This is a genomic window from Microbispora oryzae, from assembly GCF_017896165.1.
Lineage (GTDB): Bacteria > Actinomycetota > Actinomycetes > Streptosporangiales > Streptosporangiaceae > Microbispora > Microbispora oryzae.
The window spans coordinates 73,473-92,106 of the sequence record NZ_JAFCNB010000002.1; the positions used below are offsets into that span (position 1 = coordinate 73,473).

Genomic DNA, 18,634 nt, shown 5'->3' on the forward strand with positions numbered 1-18,634 from the left:
CCCCCTAAAACGATTCGGCGCACCAAGCCGGGCTCAGTAGATCCAGCCCGACTTCCTGGCGATGCGAATGGCGTCGATGCGGTTGCGGGCCTTCAGTTTGCTCACCACGACCGTCAGGTAGTTCCGTACGGTCCCCGGCGACAGGAAGAGCGCGCTCGCGATCTCCGTGATCTCGTCGCCCTCGGACACCAGCTGGAGGATCTCCACCTCACGGTCGGTGAGCGGGCAGTCGGTGAGGCCCCACGAGGCGAGGGCCACGTCGGCGTCGAAGACCCGGTAACCGGCCGCCACCCGGCGGACGGCGTCGGCGAGCTGCTCGGGTGGCGACGTCTTCAGCATGAGCCCCCGCACGCCCGCCGACAGGGCCTGCCGCAGCGCGGACGGCCGGGCGAGGTTGCTGAGCAGCAGGGTGTCGCAGCCGGGCAGGCTCTCCTTGAGCTCGGCGACCGCCGCGAACCGATCCTTCCAGCAGAGGTCGGCGTCGACGACAGCGACGTGGGGGCAGCCGCTGCGGGCGGTGGCGACGATCTGCCGGCCGTCGGAGACCGCTCCGACCACCTCGATGTCCGCCTCCTGGTTGAGCAGCGCGACCAGGGCGCCCCGCACCATGTCCATGTCTTCGGCGACGAGAACGCGAATCGTCCCGTTTCCCGGCTCGGCGGCCGAGGTCCGGGCAGAGCCGGCCGTCCTCATTGGGGAAGGTTGTCGTGACGGAAGCGGGGCCGGATCGCTCCCGCAAGCGTCCGCAAGGTCGCGGCCAGCACCGATCTGGTGCGTTCCGGCTCGATGACCTCGTCCACCGACAGCCGTTCGGCAGGCAGATGCGAGCCCATCACCTCGCGCTCGTAGCTCGCCACCAGGCCCTGCCTGGCCTCCGGGTCGTCGCGCAGCTCGCGCCGGTAGACGATGTCGACCGCTCCCTCCGCTCCCATCACCGCCATCTGGGCCCCCGGCCAGCAGAACACGGCATCCGCTCCCAACGACTTGGAATTCATCACGATGTACGCGCCGCCGAACGCCTTGCGCAGGACGACGGTCAGCCTGGGCACCGTGGCCTCGGAGAACGCGTAGAGCAGCTTCGCGCCCTTGCGGATGACGCCGTTCGTCTCCTGCCGGGTCCCGGGAAGGAAGCCCGGGGTGTCCACCAGGACGACGAGCGGCACACCGAACGCGTCGCACAGCCGGACGAAGCGCGCTCCCTTCTCCGACGCGGCGATGTCCAGCGCGCCCGCGAGGGCAAGCGGCTGGTTCGCGACCACTCCGACCGGGCGGCCCTCGATCCTGGCGAATCCCGTCACCAGGTTGCGCGCGAAACGAGGCTGGAGCTCCAGAAAGCTGTCCGCGTCCACGAGGCCCCCGATCACCCCGCGCACGTCGTACGGAATGCGTGGGCTCTCCGGCAGCCGGGGCAGCACGCCCGCGGGCGCGGGCACCCCCATCGGGGGCTCGTCCCAGCACGAGTCGGGCAGGTAGGACAGCACGCGGCGGGCCAGGTCTATGGCGTCCGCGTGGTTGCCGGCCACCAGGTGTGCGACGCCGGACCGGCGGGTGTGGACCTCGGCTCCGCCCAGTTCGGCCGGGCTGACCTCCTCGAAGGTCACCGCCTTGACGACCTGCGGGCCCGTCAGGAACATGTGGGCGTTCTCCCGCAGCATGATGATGACGTCGGTGAGCGCCGGAGAGTAGACGGCGCCGCCCGCGCAGGCGCCGAGGATGAGGCTGAGCTGCGGCACTCTGCCCGAGAGCTGTACATGCGCCCGGAAGATCGCGCCATAGCCGTCGAGCGCGGCCAGGCCCTCCTGGATCCGGGCGCCGCCCGAGTCGAGCAGGCCGACCACGGGCATCCTCGCCCGCTCGGTCCACCGGAGCACCGTCAGGATCTTGGTGGCGTGCACCTCGCCCAGCGACCCGCCGAGGGCCGAGGGGTCCTGGGCGAACACGCCGACGGGACGGCCGTCGACCGTCCCGTGCCCGGTGATGACGCCGTCCCCGGCCGGCCTGCGTGCCTGCATGCCGAACGCCGTCGCCCGGTGCCGGGCCCGGCTGCCGAACTCCACGAACGAGCCGGGGTCGGTCAGCATGTCGACGCGGCGCCGGACGACCGCGGGTTCGATCCTCGATACCGCGGGGGACGGCGAGCGCGGAGGACCGGTCATTACCACTCCATCGAATCGAGATCCTTTTCCCGGCAACGAGCGAGGTGACGACTCGGCCGCGGATCACTCCAGAGCGCTGGTGTTCGGCCGATGATCGGATGATCCCACAGGGAACACTCCACTACTTCTTCCAAACAAAGATGTCGCCGCGGACGGCGGCGGGCAATCTCGGCTAATCGGCTATTCGGCGAAGATGGCGACCGCGCGGGCCCACCCCGCCCCGGCGCCGGTGATTTTGACGGGGAAGCAGGCGACCAGGAAGCCGTGCGGCCGGTCCAGCGCGTCCAGGTTGGCCAGCCGCTCGATCTGGCAGTACTCCCGGTTGCGGCCGGCGACGTGGGCGGGCCACAGCACCGAGCGGTCGCCGCTCGACCGGTAGCGCGAGATCACGTCGCCGAACGGCGCGTCCAGGCTGAACGCGTCGGTTCCGATCACGCGCACTCCGTGGTCGAGCAGGAGGTGGACGGCGGGACCGTCGAGGCCGGTGAAGTCGGTGAAGTAGCGCGGGGTCCCCGCCCACGCGGACGCGCCGGTGTCGAGCAGCACGATGTCGCCCGGCTCCGGACGGCGCCCCGCCCGGTCCATGGCCCGCTCCAGCTCGGCCACGCCCGCCACCGGCCCGTCGCAGCTTCGCAGGTCGAGCAGGAGCCCGGGACCGTAGAACCACTCCAACGGCAGCTCGTGGACGTCTCGCGGCCGGCCGTCGCCGTAGAGGGCGCGTGAGCCGTAGTGCGAGGGGGCGTCCACGTGGGTGCCCGTATGGGAGGTCAGCGTGATCCGGTCCAGCGAAAGGAACTCGCCGTCGGGCAGCTCCGCGGGATCGAAATCGACACCGAAGTGCTCCCGCATCTCCGCGGCCATGTGCGCGGCCCCCTGCGCGGGAGTGAGGATTACGTGTTCGATCGGATCCGGCTCCCACGCCGCCGCGTCCACCGCGCTGCTGATGTCGACAAACCGCACCGGCCGCCTCCTTTGTCGCCCCTCGCCGGGCCGCCCTTCGCCGGGGCCGCCCGCTGGAAATCGTCGCCGCCTTCGAGCACAGCGGGACGGCCTGGAGGGCACGTGGAGCGCGGGTGGACCATGCGGGCCGAAGCGCTTCTCCACCGGGCTTCCACCGGCTTTCCAACGGCGACCGGCACACTGGCGCCGACGGTCCAGCGGCGAGTCAGGGAGCGGCCAGGGTCACCCGGCGATCTTGACGAGATCGAGCTTCGGGTCCGAGCGCAGAATGGCCTGCTGGAGGTGGCGGAGACGGGCCGACGGTTCGACGCCGAGCTCGCTCACCAGCGTGGTGCGGATCTTGATGAAGTTCTCCAGGGCCTGGCTCGTCCGCCCCGACCGGTGCAGCGCGATCATGAACTGCGCCCAGAAGTTCTCGTGCATCGGAAAGCGGGCGGTCAGGGAGGAGAGCTCGGCGAGCACCCCGGCGTGCCTGTTCAGCCGCAGATCGGTCTCGATGCGGGTTTCCAGCACGCCGAGCCTGCTCTCCTCAAGCCGCGCGACCTCTACCCCGATCCGCATGCCCGCGTGCACGTCGACCAGCGCCTCTCCGCGCCACAGGGCGAGCGCCTCATGACACAGCGCCGAGGCCGTCTCCCACTGACCGGACTCGAAGGCCCGCTTGCCGGCGAGGGACAGGTGCTCGTAGCGGTGGACGTCCACGTCGCCGGGATCGATGTCGAGCATGTAGCCGCCGTAGCAGGTCCGCAGGATGTGCTTGGTCGCGTCGGTACGGCTGGCGCCGAGTGCCGGGGCGATCCCCCTGCGGACCTGAAGGATGTAGGTCTGCAGGGTGGAGAGCGCGCTCGCCGGGGGGCGCATCCCCCACAGTTCCTCGACGAATGCGGGCACCGTGACCACGGTTCCCGCATTCAGCGCCAGCAGCGAGAAGACTTGCCGGGGTTTGCGTGGAATCGGCGTGATGAACATTCCGTTCTGGGACGCGACGAGCGGTCCCAAGAGCTTGACTTCCATTGCCGGAGACGTCCCCTTTTAACGGCATTTAATGAAATTCGGCCACGATCTAATACATATCACCCACTTCTATCCATCTGATGAGACACCATCATTATCACCATGTCAACACCATTGCCTCTATAAGGACATGAACTCCTCATATAGCGGCATGAGAATCTCATGCCACTCCATGCGAATATCACGACCAGCCGGATCGATGGAGCGTTTCACGGGACTCGCATCATCCTCAATCGCCCCGAAAACGCGCGAAACCGCGGCCGCCCGAGCCGGAACGCGGCGGCGTTCGGACCCGGACCAGGCGGCCACGGCGACGAGGACTGTGACGGACTGGACGGTGACGGACCGGACGGTGACGGCGTGACCCCGCGATCAGGGACGCCAGCCCCCGTCCTCGGGCCACGGCATGTCCAGTTGCCGGTAGGTGCCGAGATAGTCCGGCCAGTCCCGGTGATCGCGGATCTTGCCGTCCACGATGCGGATGAGGTGGATCTGCTCACCGGCGAATTTGCGCCCGGTCGGCGGCATGCCGACGAGATTGCCGACGTGCCGGCCGTAGAGCACGAGATGGGCGCGCACCCACTGGCCGTTCTCCTCGTAGCCGATCTCCTCCAGGTGGGCGTCCTCGGAGAAGGCGTACTTGAGCCACTTGACCGCGCCGGCGAACGCCGTGGGGCCGCGCAGGTCGGGGTTGTGCTCCAGCGCGCCGGGATTCAGGTATTCCGGATGAATGAAATCCTCGACGTCACCGGTTTCCCCGCTGTTGTACGCCGCCACCATGCGGCGGACCGTTTCGATCTGCTCACTCATCGACGTTCCATTCTGTGGGCCGGGTCTCCGACTCGATTGTTCGCCCGGGATCGTTCGGGCGACAAGCGGGAAAGCCGCCGGTGCATTCGTTCTCGACCGGTTCTCCAGGACCGCTCGAATACTCGGGAATGTGCGGTGACACGCGGACGGAGGACGCATGGACAGCTCGGCGTACAAGCGACAGGTCGCGGTGGTCTTCGACGACTCGGCCGCCCGCTACGACCGGATGGGCGTGGAGTTCTTCACCCCCATGGGCCGCAGGCTCGTCGAGCTGGCCGCGCCCGCCGAGGGCGAACGGGTGCTCGACGTGGGGTGCGGCCGGGGCGCGAGCCTGTTCCCCGCGGCGGAACGGGTGGGACCGGCCGGGCGAGCGCTCGGGATCGACCTGGCGCCCGCCATGGTGGAGGAGGTCCGCGCGGAGGCTGCCGCACGCGGTTCGGCCAACGTCGAGGCGCGGGTGATGGACGCGGAGGACCCCGGCCTGCCCGAACGGTCCTTCGACGTGGTGCTGGGCGGTTACAGCGTCATTTTCCTGACGAACGCCCCCGAGGCGCTCTCCCGCTACACCCGGTTGCTCGCCGACGGAGGCCGCGTCGTGTTCTCCAGCCCGGTCTTCCGGCCCGGCGTCTTTCCCTTCCTGCCGCCGGAGTTCACCCCGCTCATCCCGAATTCCCTGCTGGAGCATCTCCCCCCGGAATGGCGGCCCGAGGCGCTCGTACGGCGGTTCAACAGCTGGCTGGAGGACACCGGCGACCTGGAGCGGACCCTGGAGCGAGCCGGATACGGCGACGTGCGGGTGCTGGACGAGCCGGTCCTGATGACCGCCGAGTCACCGGAACGGTGGGTGGAGTGGTCGCACACGCAGGGCATGCGCCTGCTGTGGCAGCACCTGCCGCCCCGGCAGCGCGACGACCTCCGGGAACGGCTGATCGAGGGGCTCGACCGGCTACGCGGAGGGAGCGGGCCGCTGGTGATCCAGGTGCCGGTCCGGTTCGTCACCGCGTGGGTCGCCCGTTAGGCGGGCCAGCGCCGCGGCGAAGGCGGCCAGGTCCGCGCCGGGCCCGCCGGCCCGTGCGGGCAGGAGCGGCACCACCGCCCCTCGTCCCGCCCGCACGGAGCGGTGCCGCCGGGCGATCGTGCTCAGCCCCTGCCCCGGACCGGCCTCGACGCAGACGACGTCGTCTCGGCTCGACAGGATCGCGTCGAGCGCGGGCCAGAACAGCACCGGCCGCACCGGGTGACCGGCCCAGTAGCCGGGATCGGCGGCGACCTCCCCGGTCAGCGGCGCCGCCGTGTAGCAGGAGTACAGCGGGACGCGGGGCGGCCTGACCGGGGTCGCGGCGAAGCCCTCCACCGCCGCCGAGGCGACGGACGCCAGCGACGGGCTGTGGAATGCGGTCAGCGCGGCGCAGACGACGCCGTCACCGCGCAGGCGCTCCGCGACGCGGGCGAGCGGCTCGCACGGCCCGGCGAGGATCGTCTGCCGGGGCGCGTTGACCGCGGCTACCACCACCTCGTCGGTCACCGTCCCGTCCAGCGCGGCCACCGTGGCCGAGACCGCGAGCATGCCGCCCGGCGGAGCCTCGGCGAGCAGCCGGACCCGCTCCTGGAGCAGACGGACGCCGTCTCCGAGGGTGAAGACGCCGGCGAGCACCGCGGCCGCCATCTCCCCGACGCTGTGGCCGAGCATGACCCACGGCCGCACGCCGTGCTCCGTCAACGCCCGGCCGAGGGCGTAGTCGAGGGCGAAGAGCAACGGCTGCGCCCGGGTGACGTGGTCGAGCGGCACCCGGGGGTCGTCGCTCAGCCAGTCGCGGCGCAGCGCGTCTCCGTCGTCGAAGGCGGCGAGGACCTCGTCCAGCGCCGCGGTGAAACGCGGCTCGGCCCCGTACAGGCCCCATCCCATGCGCGGGTGCTGCGCCCCCTGACCGGGAAACATCAGCAGAGTCACCGTCACGTCGCCGCCCCTCTCGCCGGCACGGCCCAGGACGGGCGGTGCAGGACCTCCACGACCGCGCACGACCAGGAGAACCCCGCCCCCACGCCGGCGAGCAGGCACAGCTCGCCAGGACCGACCCGGCCCGCGCCGACCAGGTGATCGAGGCCGGCGATCGGGTCGCCCGCGCCGAGATGGCCGACGCTCCGGCTCCACGGCCAGGTCGTCAGCCCGGGATCGATGCCGAACGGGCCGAGGAAGCCCGCCCTGAGCCTGCGCAAACCCATATGGGGCAGCGCGAAGCCTCGGATGTCGCCGAGCGCGACCCCGGCCGCGTCCAGCGCGCCGGTGAGCGCGGACCGCTGGCCCGCCCTGACCCTGGCGGCCGTCACGGTACGCCCCGCCTCGCTCAGGTAGGCGCGCTTGTGCAGGTCGAGGTCGACGATGGGCTGCTCGTCGGGGGACGGGACGCCGAACGCGTCACCACCTCGGTGCATCCCCTCCAGGCTCGGATCGGAGACCGTCACGAGGCTGCGCAACCGGGCGAACCCCGCCGCGCGGGACAGCACGACGGCCGTCCCGCCGTCCGCGTACACGGTGCCCGGGTCGCTGCGCCAGCGGTCGAAGCCCGGCGGGCTCATCCGGTCGCCCGTCGTCACGAGGGCGCCGGTCCGTCGCGGCCCGGCCTCCAGATAGGCCGCGGCGAGCTCCAGCGCGGCCATCGCGCCGTTGGACACCTGCCTGACCTCCATGGCGGGGCAGGTGTTCCCGACCGCGGCCCGCTGCACGTACGAGGCGGGCGACCACAGGTGATGGCCCTGGAAGTAGAGGCTGGCGTGGAGGACCAGGTCGATGTCGCCGGGCCCGGCACCCGCCCGCGTCATCGCCGTGCGGGCGGCCAGGGCGGCCATCTCCGGACCGGTCTCCTTGCCGGCCACGGCGACGGCGAGCATCCCCGTGGCGGCGGCGAGCGCCTGATCGCACTCCCCCACCTCCATCGCCCGTTCCGTGGGCACGGCGGGCGGCAGCCAGGACGCGCAGCCCGCGATGTAGAGCCCGCCCGTCATCGGCGCACGACCATCGCGCTGTTGAAGCCGCCGGCGCCCCTGGCCACCACGAGCGCCGCGTTCCCCGTGACGGGCCGGGGCCGGCCGAGCACGAGGTCGAGCGGCGACTCCGGGTCGACGTCTGCGACGTTGGCCGTGACCGGGGCGACGCCCACGTCCAGTGCGAACAGGGCGGCCACCACGTCCAGCGGCGCCGCTCCGGAGTACAGCCGGCCCGTCAGCGTCTTGGGCGCGGTGACCGGCACCCCGCGCGGCCCGAAGACGGCCGTCAGCGCCTCCGCCTCCGCCTCGTCGAGGCCCGGGTCGGCGGCGGCGTCGGCGAACACGACCGCCACGTCGGCGGGCTCGGCGCCGGCGTCGGCGAGCGCCGCCTCGACGGCCCGGACGAGCGTGGACGGCCGGCCGGAGCCGGCGGGCGGGTCGAAGGCGGCGCCGTGACCGGCGATCCGCCCGTACACGCGGGCGCCCCGCGCCCGCGCCGCCTCACCGTCCTCCAGGGTCAGCAGGGCGCCGCCCTCGCCCGGCACGTGCCCCTGGGCCCTGCGGTCGAACGGCAGGTAGGCGGTGGCGGGGTCGGTGCCCCGGCTGAGCCGTCCCGAGCGCAGCTGCGCGGCCATGCCGTACGGGCACAGGGACGCGTCCATGCCTCCGGTCACCATCATCCGCGCCCCGCCCGCGACCTTGCGGCGGGCGTGCGCGATCGCGTCGAGCCCGCCGGCCTGCTCGGTCACCATCACCCCGACCGGGCCCCGCAGGTCGTGCCGGATCGAGATCTGACCGGTGTTGACCGCGTAGAACCAGGCGAACGACATGAACGCGCTGACGTGGCCGGGGCCCTCGCCCCACAGATGCTGCAACTCCCGCTGCCCGAAGCCGAAGCCCCCTGAGGCCGCCGCCGTGACGACTCCCGCGTCCAGCGGCGAGCCCGGCGGCGGCCCGGCCTCCGCGAGGGCCCGGTCCGCGGCGTAGAGCGCGTACTGCGTCATGAGGTCGGTCTGCGGCAGCAGCCGGGCCGGAAGGTGATCGCGGGGCGCGAAGCCCTCCACCTCACCGGCCAGGCGCGCGGGCAGGCCGGCGGTGGCGAACCGGCGGATGGGACGGATGCCGCTGCGCCCGCTCATCGCGGCCGCCCAGTAGTCCTCGGCGCTCAGCCCGATCGGGGAGACCACGCCGATCCCCGTCACTACGACGTCGCCCATGCGATCACCCGTCGAACCGGCGGACGAGCAGGGCGCTCTGGAACCCGCCGAAACCGCTGCCGACGGTCAGCGCCACGTCCACCCGCCGCTCGCGCGCGACCAGCGGCACGTAGTCGAGGTCGAGCTCGGGATCGGGCTCGTGCAGATTGGCCGTGGGCGGGATCGCGCTCCGCTCCACCGCGAGCGCGGCGGCCGCCACCTCGATCGCGCCGATGGCGCCCAGCGAGTGGCCGATCATCGACTTGATCGAGCTGATCGGCACCCGGTAGGCGTGCTCGCCGAGCGCCTTCTTGATCGCGGCGGTCTCGTGCCGGTCGTTCTGTCTGGTGGCCGTGCCGTGCGCGTTGACGTAGCCGACGGCGGACGGGTCGCACCGGGCCTCGTCGAGCGCCGCCGTTATCGCGGCGGCCATCTCGGCGCCGTCGGCGCGCAGGCCCGTCATGTGGTAGGCGTTGCCGCGTGAGGCGTAGCCGGTGATCTCGGCGAGGATCGGCGCCCCGCGCCGCCGTGCCGTCCCGGCCTCCTCCAGCACCATGATGGCGGCGCCCTCGCCCAGCACGAACCCGTTCCGGGTGCGGTCGAAGGGCCGTGAGGCGCTCTCGGGCGTGTCGTTGTAGGCGGAGGTGGCCTTGATGGCGTCGAAGCACGCGACGGTGATGGGGGCGATCGGGGCATCGGTGCCGCCCGCGACCATCACGTCGGCGGAGCCCTCGCGGATCAACTCGCAGGCGTACCCGATCGCGTCGATGCCGGACGTGCATCCGGCCGACACCATGGACACCGCGCCCCGCGCCCCGACCGCCCACGCCACCTCGGCGGCCATCGAGCTGGGGACGAAGTAGTCGTACAGGTGTGGCGAGGCCGGCGTGGGATCCACGTCCCAGGCGGCGCCCCGGCCGCTGATCGCCACATATTCGGACTCCAGCTTCTGGGTGCAGCCGACGGCGCTGCCGAGGCTCACGCCCACCCGATGGGCGACAGCCTCCTCGACCCGCAGGCCGCTGCCGGCCAGCGCCTCCCCGCAGGCGGCCAGCGCGAACTGCGCCGCCCGGTCGAGCCGCGCGACCGCGCCGGCCGGCAGGCCGGCCTCCTCCGGGCAGAAGTCCGCCTCCGCGGCGATCCGGGAGCGGAACGGCGCGGGGTCGAACGCGGTGATCCCGCGCGTGGCGGTCCTGCCGGAGAGCAGCAGCTCCCAGAACGGCTCGACCCCGATCCCGCCGGGCGCGACCACGCCGAGCCCGGTGACGACCACCCGCCTGCTCACGGCCGTACCGCCGCCGCGGCGCGCGACTGCCGCGTCTCGTACAGCGCGGGCTCGCTCGTGCTGAGCGCCCGCAGCGCGCCCGCGTGCGGCGCGAACTCGGGGTGCCCCACCGCCGCGCGGAAGGATGCCTCGTCCCGCCACGCGGCGATGTTGACGTAGTGCCTGCCCGTTGCGGTGTCCATTCCGGTGTCCATGGGCCGCAGCAGGAGGTGCCACAGGAACCCGGGCCGGCGGCCCATGAACTCCGAGGTGGCCGCGAACACGCGCTCGAACTCCTCCGCTGAGCCGTGCAGGAGGAAGCGGTTCACGAACGTGACGGCCCCTCCGAACTCGGTGTACGGCATCCGTGCTCCTCGATCGGGGCCCGTGGTTCCGCACGGGCGGCGGGTGGTCTCCGGCACGACGCTGCGGCACGGCTCTTGCGGCCCGCTCGAACTCAGGTCGTCTAGCGCCACTCGAGCGGCCGCTGTGACCCTGGCGTCGACCGAAAGGAGAACCCATGTCCGAGGAAGATCGGGTCGCTCTGGTCACGGGCGGGACCAGCGGCATCGGCCTCGCCGTGGCACGTGACCTGGGCGGCGCCGGGATGCCCGTGTTCCTGTGCGCGCGTACGCCCGACGCCGTCGAGCTGACCGTCAAGGACCTGCGGGAGGCGGGCGTCGAGGCCGGCGGCCGCGTCTGCGACGTCCGCGACCCCGCCGCCGTCGAGGACCTGGTGCGGGCGGCCCGCGACCGCTACGGCCCCGTCGGCGTGCTCGTCAACAACGCGGGCCGCGGCGGCGGAGGCGTGACCGCGGAGCTCCCCGATGAGCTGTGGCTCGACATCCTGGACACCAATCTGACCGGCGCGTTCCGGATGATCAAAGCGGTGCTGACCACCGGCGGAATGCTGGAGCGCGACAGCGGGCGGATCGTCAACATCGCCTCTACGGCGGGGAAGCAGGGCGTCGTGCTGGGCGCGCCCTACTCCGCCTCCAAGCACGGACTCGTCGGGCTCACCAAGGCGCTCGCCCTGGAGCTGGCCAAGACGGGCATCACGGTCAACGCCGTCTGCCCGGGGTACGTCGAGACGCCGCTCGCGCAGGGCGTGCGCCGGCGCTACGCGGCGTTCTGGGGTGTCACCGAGGACGAGGTGCTCGCGAAGTTCGAGGACAAGATCCCTCTCGGCCGCTACTCGACTCCGGAGGAGGTCGCCGGGATGGTGCGCTACCTCGTCTCCGACGCGGCCTCCTCCGTCACCGCGCAGGCGATCAACGTCTGCGGCGGACTCGGCACGTACTGAGCGGCCCTGCTGAGCGGCCGTGCTGAACAGCCCTGCTGAACGGCCCTGCTGAACGGCCCTTCCGGCTAACCCTTCCGAGCAGCCCGTCCGAGCAGCCCGTCCGACCGACAGGAGCGCCCCGATGGCGACACCCACGCACGAGACCGAACACCAGATCACCCTGCCGGCGGACCCGCGGGCGGTCTACGCGGTCCTCGCCGACGCGAGCGGCTGGCCTGCGGTCTTCCCGCCCACCGTCCACGTCGCGGTGATCGAACGCGGCGGCGGGTCGGAACGCCTCCGCATCTGGGCCACCGCCAACGGCAGGCCCAAGACCTGGACGTCGCGGCGTGAGCTCGACCCCGAGGGGTTGCGCATCCGGTTCCGCCAGGAGGTGCCCGCTCACCCGGTGGCCGCGATGGGCGGCGAGTGGATCGTCGAGCCGGTCGGCGGCGGCACCCGGGTCCGGCTGAGGCACGACTTCAGCGCCGTGGACGAGGCCGGGCTCGACTTCGTCGCCAAGGCCGTCGACCGCAACAGCGAGGCCGAGCTGGCCGCCCTGCGCACCGCCGCGGCGGGCGGCCGGCCGGTCACGTTCGAGGACACGGTGCGGGTGCGCGGCGCCGCGGGCGACGTCTACGACTTCCTCTACCGGGCCGACCTGTGGCACGAACGGCTGCCGCACGTGGCGGCCGTCACGGTCGAGTCGGAGACGCCCGACGTGCAGCTCATGACGATGGACACCCGCGCGGCCGACGGCTCGGCGCACTCCACGACCTCGGTGCGGGTCTGCTTTCCCGAGCACCTGATCGTCTACAAGCAGGTGCGGACGCCCCGGCTGCTTGCGGCGCACACCGGCCGCTGGACGATCCGGCCGGAGGGCGGCGAGACGGCGGTCACGTCGGAGCACACCGTGGCCATCGCGCAGGAGGCCGTCACGGACGTCCTCGGCTCCGGCGCCACGGTGGCCGGCGCGCACGCGTTCGTCCGCGAGGCACTGGGCCGCAACAGCAGGGCCACCCTGCGCGCCGCCAAGGAGTACGCCGAGACGCTCAGGTGACCGACAGGGCTCCGTCCACGGCGAACACGGTGCCGCTGGCGTACGACGCCTCGGGAGAGGTGAGCTGCACGATCCACCAGGCGATCTCCTCGGGGCGGCCGATCCGGCCCAGGGGCACCCGCTCGCGCATCGTCTCCAGGAATCCGAGATAGTCCCGCTCCGGCATCCCGGCCCGGATCCCCGCGGCGGTGTCGACGATCCCGGGGGCCAGGCCCACGACCCGGATCCCGCGCGGGCCGAGCTCCACCGCCCAGGAGCGGGTCAGCACGTCGAGCGCCGCCTTGGTGGCCCCGTAGACCGCGTTGTGCGGCCAGGAGCGCAGCCCGAGAGACCCGGCCGAGCTGATGTTGACGACCACTCCCCCACCGGCCGAGAGGTCGTCGAGCACCGCCTGGGTGAGCATGATCGGCGCGATGAGGTTGGTCGCCACCTGGGCCTCGACGTGGGCCCGCGCCAGCCCGCCGAGCGCGCCGAAGATCCCGATGCCCGCGTTGTTGACCAGCGCGTCGACCCGGCCGAACCGCTGCCGGGCGGCCTCGGCCACGGCCTCGGGCGCGCCCTCCTGGGACAGGTCCGCGGCGAACGGCTGGATGCCCTCGTGGCCCGCCGCGGTGTCCTTGAGCGCGCCGGCGTCCCGGCCGACGACGAGCACACCCCAGCCGCGTCCGGCGAACGCGTGCGCGGTGGCCCGGCCGATGCCGGAACCGCCGCCGGTGACGATCACCACCCGGTCCATCGGCTCACCTTCCCTCCCTGTGCGCGTCACTCCGGGTCGAGCCCGTCCCGGGTGACCCTGCGGTGTTTCACCCGCCACCGGTCGCCCGTCCTGACCAGCAGGTCGGTGCAGACCGTGCTGCGCCTGACCACCACCTCGCCGCCACGCGGGATCTCCAGCACGAGCGCGTAGCTGCGGGCCGTCAGCCCTTCCGGGCCGGGTGTCACGGTCAGCATCCCGATCCAGTGCCGGCGCGTGACGCCCGCCGCGGCGAACGCGCCGGCGGTCTCGCGGGCCGCCTTGGCGATGTCGCCCGAGCCGCGCACCGCGACGTCGCCGACCTCGAAGACGCCGTCGTCGGTGAACGTGCCGGCCCACTCGTCGGTCGACCCCGCGTCGAGGAGTTGCATCTGACGCGCGTAGAAGTGCTGCGCGTCAACGTAGTCTTCGTCCACTCCGGCCTGCCCTCCACGAGTCGGTCCTGCGGACTCACGATCCCGTCGCGGGCTACAGGGGCGCCTGACCGGCGATGGTCCATCCCCGTTCGAGCGCGGCTGCACGGGACGCGGCCAGGCTGGTCCCCGGGCGGAGCACCACCCCGGGGAAGAGGAGGCGGGAAGACGATGCGGTTGAGTCTCGACGAGCTGAAGCAGATCATGCGGCGGGTCGCGGGTGACGACGACACGATCGATCTGGCCGACGGGTTCGAGACGAGGACCTTCGAGGATCTCGGGTACGACTCGCTGGCGCTGATGGAGATCGCCCACCACGTGGAGCGCGCGTGCGGGCGCGCGTTGCCCGACGCCGAGCTTGAGGACGTCTCCACTCCCAGGGACCTCCTTGAGGTCGTCGGCGCGCCCGGGCGGGCGTGACCCCGGATCACGTTCCGGTCAGACGCCGATCTTCCGCGCGCTGTAGCGGCCGACGAGCTCGGCGAGCCGGTCCACCTGACCGATCTCGGGCGACCAGCAGTACAGGATGACCTCGTCCGCCCCGAGTTCCTCGAATCCGCGCAGCGCCGTGCGGATCTTGTCCTCGGTGGTGAGCATGCCCTCCACCATCCAGTGGGAGGCCCCGACGATGGCGTAGCACTCGCTGATCGCCGCCTTGGCCGTGGCCACCGTCTCGTCCGAGCCGAAGGCCACGTTGAGCTGACCGACGTTGCGCGGGCGGCCCGGCCGCCCGGCCTGCGACCACTCCTTGTCGACCGCGCGGAACAGGTCGCCCGCCCACGGCGGAGGCGCGGCGCACAGCAGCCCGTTCCCGAACCGGGCCACCCTGGCCAGCGCGGCCGGCGCGAACGCGCCGAACAGGATCTCGGGGCCGCCCGGCGTCAGCGGCGCCGGCCCGACCGGCCCGAGCCCGCGGTCGGCCCGGCCGCCCGCCCACAGCTGCCGCATGGCGATCAGCTGATCGTCGAGCCGGTGTCCGCGGCCCTTCAGCGGCATTCCCGCCGCCTCGAAGTCGTCGGTACGACTGCCCACGCCCATCCCGAGCGTGAACCGGCCCTTGGCGAGCCGGTCGAGCGTGGCCACCTGCTTGGCCAGCAACGCGGTGTCGCGCAGCGGGCCGATCAGCACCTCGGTCTGGATCCGGATCCGCCGCGTCGTGGCGGCGATGGCGGCCAGCATCACCAGCGGCTCCGGATTGCGCCAGATGAAACGGTCGAGCAGTCCGAGGGTGCTGAACGGTCCCTCGTCCGCGTTCCGCGCCCAGTCCAGCAGCAGTTCCGGTTCGTCACCCGGCAACCCGATTCCGATCTTCATGGGTGTCTCCTTCACACGTGCGCTGTCGTGACCGCGGCGATAGGCTCGCCGTGGTGATTCAGTCCCTGATCGAGAGCTGACGGATATGCCGGACGACCCCCGGGCGATCAGCCTGGACGAGTTCCTTCCGTATCCTCCCGGCCGCGTCTGGCGGGCGTTCGCGGAACCGCGGCTGGTGACGAAATGGCTCGGGCCGGAGGATTTTCAGCCGATTGTCGGCCACCGGTTCACCATCGTGGCGCAGGCCGTGCCGACGACGAAGTTCGACGGCGTCATCCACTGCCAGGTCCTGGCGATCGAGCCGGAGCGCCTGCTGCGGATCAGCTGGGACGACCACGGCCCGAGCGGGGCGCGGTGCACGGCGACCTGGCGGCTGGTGGCCGAGGGCCACGGCACCCGCCTGTTCTTCGACCACGAGGGCTTCGATCCGGACAACGAGCTGCAGCAGCGGGCACGCCGGATCATGGGCGGAGGCTGGCGCTCGTGGCTGCTGCGCCGGCTGGAATCGGTTCTGGCGGACCAGGCCCCCGGGCAGGGCATCACCTGCGAGGGGCGGCCCTACCCGTCCTGAGAGCCGGACTCCTCTTCCATCACGGTGTCGCGCAGCAGCCTCAGCCGATCCCGCCAGTAGACCTCGTAGGGGTGGAGCCAGTTGGAGATCTCCAGCATGGGCGCCTGACACAGTGAGTAGTGGCGTTCCCTGCCGATCTTCTGCTCCGTCACCAGACCGGAGTCGCGCAGCACCTTCAGATGCTCCGACACGCTGGGGCGGGCCATGTCGAAGTGCGCCGCCAGGCTGTTGACCGACCGCGGACCCTGGAGCAGGAGCTGGAGAATGCGCCGCCTGACCGGGTTGGCCAGCGCGGGGAACACGTCGTCGAGCAGGGTGGGGACGCCGTCCGGCGTCGTCGTCTTCCCGCTCCTCGGCATGGTTGGCAGCCCCTGGTCGCACCGTCGTCAACGGTCTGATATCCGCCGACTCGAGTACATTATCAGTAGGCGGTATCCTACCTGTCAACGCCGCAGGGGCTCTGCGCCGGGCGGCCGCGAGCGGGACCGGCGCGGGGCGCCCCGCGGATGCCGGATCGGCGGCCGGGCGCCCTCTCGCCGGAGCGTTCACCACGTCACCGGGAGCGCCTCAGGCCCTCGTACCAGCCGGTCGACCTTCCACTCGATCCGCCCCGGGTCGACGGCGAGCCGCAGACCGGGCATCCTCCGCAGCAGACCCTCGATGACCAGCTCGATCTCCATCTTGGCCAGGGCCGCCCCCATGCAGCGGTGCGGGCCGAAGCCGAACGTCAGATGCTGCTCCCTCGCCGTCTCGAAGTCGATCGCGTCCGGATCGGAGAAGACCCGCGGGTCGCGGTTGGCCGCCGACAGCTGGGTGTAGACGGCCTCCCCCTTGGCTATCAGGGTGTCGCCGATGACGACGTCCTCGGTGGCGACGCGGGCGAATCCGCCCGGGCTCTCGATCGGGACGAACCGCAGCAGCTCCTCGACGACCCGCGGCAGCGCCGGGCCACCGCCTTCGGCCAGCTCCGCGTAGACGCCGTCGCGGAGCATGACGAACATCATGTCGGCGATCTCGTTGACGGTCGTCTCGTGGCCGACCACGAGCAGGGTGACGCCGAACGTCACCAGCTCCCGCTCGCTCATCACCGCCTCGGTGTCCCGAGCCCGCACCATCGCACTGAACAGGTCGTCGGCCGGTGCGACCCGGCGCTGCCTGACCAGCCACCCCAGGTATTCGCTGAGGCTCTGGAAGGCGGCGAAGATCTCCTCCGGGGTGAACGCCGTCACCGACATGACGATCTCCGACCACTCCCGGAACCGGTGCCGGTCCGCGAACGGGACGCCGAGGATCTCGCAGATCACCGCGATGGGCAGGGGCGTCGCGAGATCCTTCATGAGATCGGCGGGCGGCCCCTGCTCGGCCATCCGGACGAGCAGGTCGTCGATCTGGCCGGCGATCCACGGGCGCAGCTTCTCCACCCGGCGGGGGGTGAACGCCCGCGCGGCGACCTGACGGACCCTCGTGTGGTCGGGCGGATCCATACTCATGATCATCTCGGGGTTCTGCACGATCTGCGGCTGCAGCCGGGGCAGATCCATCGCCAGCGTGACGGCGCGGCTGAACCGGGGGTCCGAGAGCACGAACTTGGTGTCCTCGTAGCCCGTGACCAGCCACGCGTCCCCGCCGAACGGCATCCGGATCCGGGCGACCCGCTCGGACTCCTGCAGTTCGCGATACGTGCCGTCCAGCTCCAGTCCCGTGGTGGGGCCGAACGGGAAACGGCGCACGCCGTGTTCCTCCATCACGTGTTCCTCCATCACGCGTTCCTCCATCACGCGCTCCCGGCCGGTCGCAGGTCGAGGATCGCCAGGCCGAAGGAGGTCGGGTGGGAGGCGGTGACGGTCAGCCCGGCCCGCGCCGCTAGCTCGTCGTACTGCGCGCGGCTGCGTTCCTTGCCGCCGCAGAACAGCAGCATCATGATGTCCAGCCGGGCCAGGGACCGCTGGTCGCCGTCGCCGCCCACGATCGTCTCGATCACCAGCAGCCGGCCGTCCGGCCCGAGCGCCTCGGCGCCGCGCCGCAGCACCGCCACGACCTGGTCGTCTGACCAGTTGTGGAGCACGTTCATCAGGACGTACGTGTCCGCGCCGGTGGGCCAGGCGGCGAAGAAGTCTTCTTCGACGAATTCGGTGCGGTCGGCCACCGGCGAGCCGGCCAGGTGCGCACGCGCGGTGGCGACCCCGGCCGGGGTGTCGAACACGACGCCGCGGGCGTCCGGTGAGCTCCGCAGGACGGCCTCGAGCAGCAGCCCGTGGCCGCCGCCCACGTCGACGACGTCGCCGTACTCCGCCCAGTCGACGGCCGCGATGATGGCGCCCAGCGAGATGCGGGTCTTGTGGGCCATCGCCCTCTCGAAGGACGCCGCCAGCGGCGGGTTGTCCGCGAGGTCCGTCCAGACGTCGCGGCCGAAGATCCGCTCGTAGACCGGCCGGCCCGTCCGCACCGCGTCGAGCAGGAGCACGGGGGTCTGGTCGAGCCGGCACATCGCGCTGTCGGCGTGCCACCAGTTGCGCATGCTGACCGGGCTGTGCTCGGACATCAGTGCCGACAGCCGCGTCGGGCGGTAGAGATCGGACGGCCCGTCGTGCTCGAAGACGCCGAGGGACGCCAGGTAGTGCAGCAGGCGGCGGACCGCCTCGGGATCGACGGTCTCCCCCGCGGCCTCAAGCCCCTTCACTATCGTGTCGGCGGACGCGCCGTCGGGCGTGACCATGTCGGCCAGGCCGAGCGTCGCCGCCGCGCGGATGGCCCAGGGAGCGACCGTGTCGGTCAGGGCGAGCATCCTGACGAACGCGTCGTCCGCCTGGATGTCGGGAGTGGCACGTGCGTCGGACACCTTGTACTCCGTTCGA

At 72.0% G+C, this 18,634-nt stretch carries 21 protein-coding genes; 5 read left to right on the top strand and 16 right to left on the bottom strand.

The window, feature by feature from the left end; translation table 11 throughout:
* Positions 1-33 precede the first annotated feature (33 nt).
* The 5 genes from JOL79_RS03920 to JOL79_RS03940 all read right to left on the bottom strand — a co-directional run bounded on the left by JOL79_RS03920 (position 34) and on the right by JOL79_RS03940 (position 4,940).
* Positions 34-693, bottom strand: coding sequence for a response regulator transcription factor (locus JOL79_RS03920; RefSeq protein WP_210154270.1), 660 nt, complete (start codon positions 691-693; stop codon positions 34-36).
* The gene (locus JOL79_RS03925; protein ID WP_210154271.1) at positions 690-2,156 is read right to left on the bottom strand and encodes an acyl-CoA carboxylase subunit beta; all 1,467 of its coding nucleotides are present in this window, start codon (positions 2,154-2,156) and stop codon (positions 690-692) included. The genes JOL79_RS03920 and JOL79_RS03925 overlap by 4 nt, the downstream gene beginning before the upstream one ends.
* A 180-nt stretch (positions 2,157-2,336) precedes the next feature.
* On the bottom strand, positions 2,337-3,116 hold the full coding sequence (locus tag JOL79_RS03930; protein WP_210154272.1) for a cyclase family protein: 780 nt from the start codon (positions 3,114-3,116) through the stop codon (positions 2,337-2,339).
* Positions 3,117-3,338: 222 nt separating this feature from the next.
* Positions 3,339-4,130: an AfsR/SARP family transcriptional regulator gene (locus JOL79_RS03935; protein WP_210154273.1), complete on the bottom strand. Its 792-nt coding sequence runs from the start codon at positions 4,128-4,130 to the stop codon at positions 3,339-3,341.
* Between the two features lie 372 nt (positions 4,131-4,502).
* Positions 4,503-4,940: an ester cyclase gene (locus tag JOL79_RS03940; protein WP_210154274.1), complete on the bottom strand. Its 438-nt coding sequence runs from the start codon at positions 4,938-4,940 to the stop codon at positions 4,503-4,505.
* 157 nt (positions 4,941-5,097) lie between these two features.
* On the opposite strand from JOL79_RS03940, the gene JOL79_RS03945 reads away from it, so the two are divergent.
* Positions 5,098-5,958 (top strand): class I SAM-dependent methyltransferase, encoded by an 861-nt coding sequence (locus JOL79_RS03945; RefSeq protein WP_210154275.1) that lies wholly within the window; start codon positions 5,098-5,100, stop codon positions 5,956-5,958.
* Here the strand turns inward: JOL79_RS03945 and JOL79_RS03950 are convergent.
* Genes JOL79_RS03950 through JOL79_RS03970 form a run of 5 tightly spaced genes read right to left on the bottom strand, consistent with a single transcriptional unit; the run spans position 5,887 to position 10,750 of the window.
* Entirely contained in the window at positions 5,887-6,897 is a 1,011-nt protein-coding gene (locus JOL79_RS03950) for an acyltransferase domain-containing protein (protein ID WP_210154276.1), read from the bottom strand. The two genes, JOL79_RS03945 and JOL79_RS03950, sit on opposite strands and share 72 nt — an antisense overlap.
* Positions 6,894-7,943: a ketoacyl-ACP synthase III family protein gene (locus JOL79_RS03955; protein WP_210154277.1), complete on the bottom strand. Its 1,050-nt coding sequence runs from the start codon at positions 7,941-7,943 to the stop codon at positions 6,894-6,896. Before JOL79_RS03955 ends, JOL79_RS03950 begins: the two co-directional genes overlap by 4 nt.
* Positions 7,940-9,142 (bottom strand): ketosynthase chain-length factor, encoded by a 1,203-nt coding sequence (locus JOL79_RS03960; RefSeq protein WP_210154278.1) that lies wholly within the window; start codon positions 9,140-9,142, stop codon positions 7,940-7,942. Before JOL79_RS03960 ends, JOL79_RS03955 begins: the two co-directional genes overlap by 4 nt.
* Positions 9,143-9,146: 4 nt before the next feature.
* Positions 9,147-10,406: a beta-ketoacyl-[acyl-carrier-protein] synthase family protein gene (locus JOL79_RS03965; RefSeq protein WP_210154279.1), complete on the bottom strand. Its 1,260-nt coding sequence runs from the start codon at positions 10,404-10,406 to the stop codon at positions 9,147-9,149.
* Entirely contained in the window at positions 10,403-10,750 is a 348-nt protein-coding gene (locus tag JOL79_RS03970; RefSeq protein WP_210154280.1) for an antibiotic biosynthesis monooxygenase family protein, read from the bottom strand. Before JOL79_RS03970 ends, JOL79_RS03965 begins: the two co-directional genes overlap by 4 nt.
* Positions 10,751-10,905: 155 nt before the next feature.
* Here JOL79_RS03970 and JOL79_RS03975 point away from each other — a divergent pair, with 155 nt between their 5' ends.
* Positions 10,906-11,688 (top strand): SDR family NAD(P)-dependent oxidoreductase, encoded by a 783-nt coding sequence (locus JOL79_RS03975; RefSeq protein WP_210154281.1) that lies wholly within the window; start codon positions 10,906-10,908, stop codon positions 11,686-11,688.
* Between the two features lie 121 nt (positions 11,689-11,809).
* Positions 11,810-12,727: an aromatase/cyclase gene (locus tag JOL79_RS03980; RefSeq protein ID WP_210154282.1), complete on the top strand. Its 918-nt coding sequence runs from the start codon at positions 11,810-11,812 to the stop codon at positions 12,725-12,727.
* On the opposite strand, the gene JOL79_RS03985 is transcribed toward JOL79_RS03980, so the two are convergent.
* Positions 12,720-13,463: an SDR family NAD(P)-dependent oxidoreductase gene (locus JOL79_RS03985; protein ID WP_230984209.1), complete on the bottom strand. Its 744-nt coding sequence runs from the start codon at positions 13,461-13,463 to the stop codon at positions 12,720-12,722. The two genes, JOL79_RS03980 and JOL79_RS03985, sit on opposite strands and share 8 nt — an antisense overlap.
* 26 nt (positions 13,464-13,489) lie before the next feature.
* A complete protein-coding gene (locus JOL79_RS34875) occupies positions 13,490-13,897 on the bottom strand; it encodes a nuclear transport factor 2 family protein (protein ID WP_210154283.1) in 408 nt (135 codons plus the stop codon).
* Between the two features lie 168 nt (positions 13,898-14,065).
* Here JOL79_RS34875 and JOL79_RS03995 point away from each other — a divergent pair, with 168 nt between their 5' ends.
* Complete coding sequence (locus tag JOL79_RS03995) at positions 14,066-14,314, top strand: acyl carrier protein (RefSeq protein WP_210154284.1); 249 nt, start codon at positions 14,066-14,068, stop codon at positions 14,312-14,314.
* An 18-nt stretch (positions 14,315-14,332) separates the two neighbouring features.
* Here the strand turns inward: JOL79_RS03995 and JOL79_RS04000 are convergent, their stop codons facing one another.
* Positions 14,333-15,208: an LLM class flavin-dependent oxidoreductase gene (locus JOL79_RS04000; protein ID WP_210154285.1), complete on the bottom strand. Its 876-nt coding sequence runs from the start codon at positions 15,206-15,208 to the stop codon at positions 14,333-14,335.
* 85 nt (positions 15,209-15,293) lie between these two features.
* Between JOL79_RS04000 and JOL79_RS04005 the strand changes: the two genes are divergently transcribed.
* A complete protein-coding gene (locus JOL79_RS04005) occupies positions 15,294-15,779 on the top strand; it encodes an SRPBCC family protein (protein WP_210154286.1) in 486 nt (161 codons plus the stop codon).
* Here JOL79_RS04005 and JOL79_RS04010 read toward each other — a convergent pair.
* The 3 genes from JOL79_RS04010 to JOL79_RS04020 all read right to left on the bottom strand — a co-directional run bounded on the left by JOL79_RS04010 (position 15,767) and on the right by JOL79_RS04020 (position 18,618).
* Positions 15,767-16,138: an ArsR/SmtB family transcription factor gene (locus tag JOL79_RS04010; RefSeq protein ID WP_210154287.1), complete on the bottom strand. Its 372-nt coding sequence runs from the start codon at positions 16,136-16,138 to the stop codon at positions 15,767-15,769. The two genes, JOL79_RS04005 and JOL79_RS04010, sit on opposite strands and share 13 nt — an antisense overlap.
* A gap of 186 nt (positions 16,139-16,324) precedes the next feature.
* Entirely contained in the window at positions 16,325-17,554 is a 1,230-nt protein-coding gene (locus JOL79_RS04015; protein WP_210154288.1) for a cytochrome P450, read from the bottom strand.
* The gene (locus tag JOL79_RS04020; RefSeq protein WP_210154289.1) at positions 17,554-18,618 is read right to left on the bottom strand and encodes a methyltransferase; all 1,065 of its coding nucleotides are present in this window, start codon (positions 18,616-18,618) and stop codon (positions 17,554-17,556) included. The genes JOL79_RS04015 and JOL79_RS04020 overlap by 1 nt, the downstream gene beginning before the upstream one ends.
* Positions 18,619-18,634: the final 16 nt, after the last annotated feature.

What these genes read in the sequence shown, in the direction of transcription:
- JOL79_RS03970 (WP_210154280.1), bottom strand. Translation starts at nt 10,750, where the DNA reads ATGCCGTACACCGAGTTCGGAGGGGCCGTCACGTTCGTGAACCGCTTC.
- JOL79_RS03995 (WP_210154284.1), top strand. Translation starts at nt 14,066, where the DNA reads ATGCGGTTGAGTCTCGACGAGCTGAAGCAGATCATGCGGCGGGTCGCG.
- JOL79_RS03955 (WP_210154277.1), bottom strand. Translation starts at nt 7,943, where the DNA reads ATGACGGGCGGGCTCTACATCGCGGGCTGCGCGTCCTGGCTGCCGCCC.
- JOL79_RS03945 (WP_210154275.1), top strand. Translation starts at nt 5,098, where the DNA reads ATGGACAGCTCGGCGTACAAGCGACAGGTCGCGGTGGTCTTCGACGAC.
- JOL79_RS03935 (WP_210154273.1), bottom strand. Translation starts at nt 4,130, where the DNA reads ATGGAAGTCAAGCTCTTGGGACCGCTCGTCGCGTCCCAGAACGGAATG.
- JOL79_RS03960 (WP_210154278.1), bottom strand. Translation starts at nt 9,142, where the DNA reads ATGGGCGACGTCGTAGTGACGGGGATCGGCGTGGTCTCCCCGATCGGG.
- JOL79_RS03940 (WP_210154274.1), bottom strand. Translation starts at nt 4,940, where the DNA reads ATGAGTGAGCAGATCGAAACGGTCCGCCGCATGGTGGCGGCGTACAAC.
- JOL79_RS04005 (WP_210154286.1), top strand. Translation starts at nt 15,294, where the DNA reads ATGCCGGACGACCCCCGGGCGATCAGCCTGGACGAGTTCCTTCCGTAT.
- JOL79_RS04010 (WP_210154287.1), bottom strand. Translation starts at nt 16,138, where the DNA reads ATGCCGAGGAGCGGGAAGACGACGACGCCGGACGGCGTCCCCACCCTG.
- JOL79_RS03925 (WP_210154271.1), bottom strand. Translation starts at nt 2,156, where the DNA reads ATGACCGGTCCTCCGCGCTCGCCGTCCCCCGCGGTATCGAGGATCGAA.
- JOL79_RS03920 (WP_210154270.1), bottom strand. Translation starts at nt 693, where the DNA reads ATGAGGACGGCCGGCTCTGCCCGGACCTCGGCCGCCGAGCCGGGAAAC.
- JOL79_RS04015 (WP_210154288.1), bottom strand. Translation starts at nt 17,554, where the DNA reads ATGGAGGAACGCGTGATGGAGGAACACGTGATGGAGGAACACGGCGTG.
- JOL79_RS03980 (WP_210154282.1), top strand. Translation starts at nt 11,810, where the DNA reads ATGGCGACACCCACGCACGAGACCGAACACCAGATCACCCTGCCGGCG.
- JOL79_RS04000 (WP_210154285.1), bottom strand. Translation starts at nt 15,208, where the DNA reads ATGAAGATCGGAATCGGGTTGCCGGGTGACGAACCGGAACTGCTGCTG.
- JOL79_RS03985 (WP_230984209.1), bottom strand. Translation starts at nt 13,463, where the DNA reads ATGGACCGGGTGGTGATCGTCACCGGCGGCGGTTCCGGCATCGGCCGG.
- JOL79_RS03975 (WP_210154281.1), top strand. Translation starts at nt 10,906, where the DNA reads ATGTCCGAGGAAGATCGGGTCGCTCTGGTCACGGGCGGGACCAGCGGC.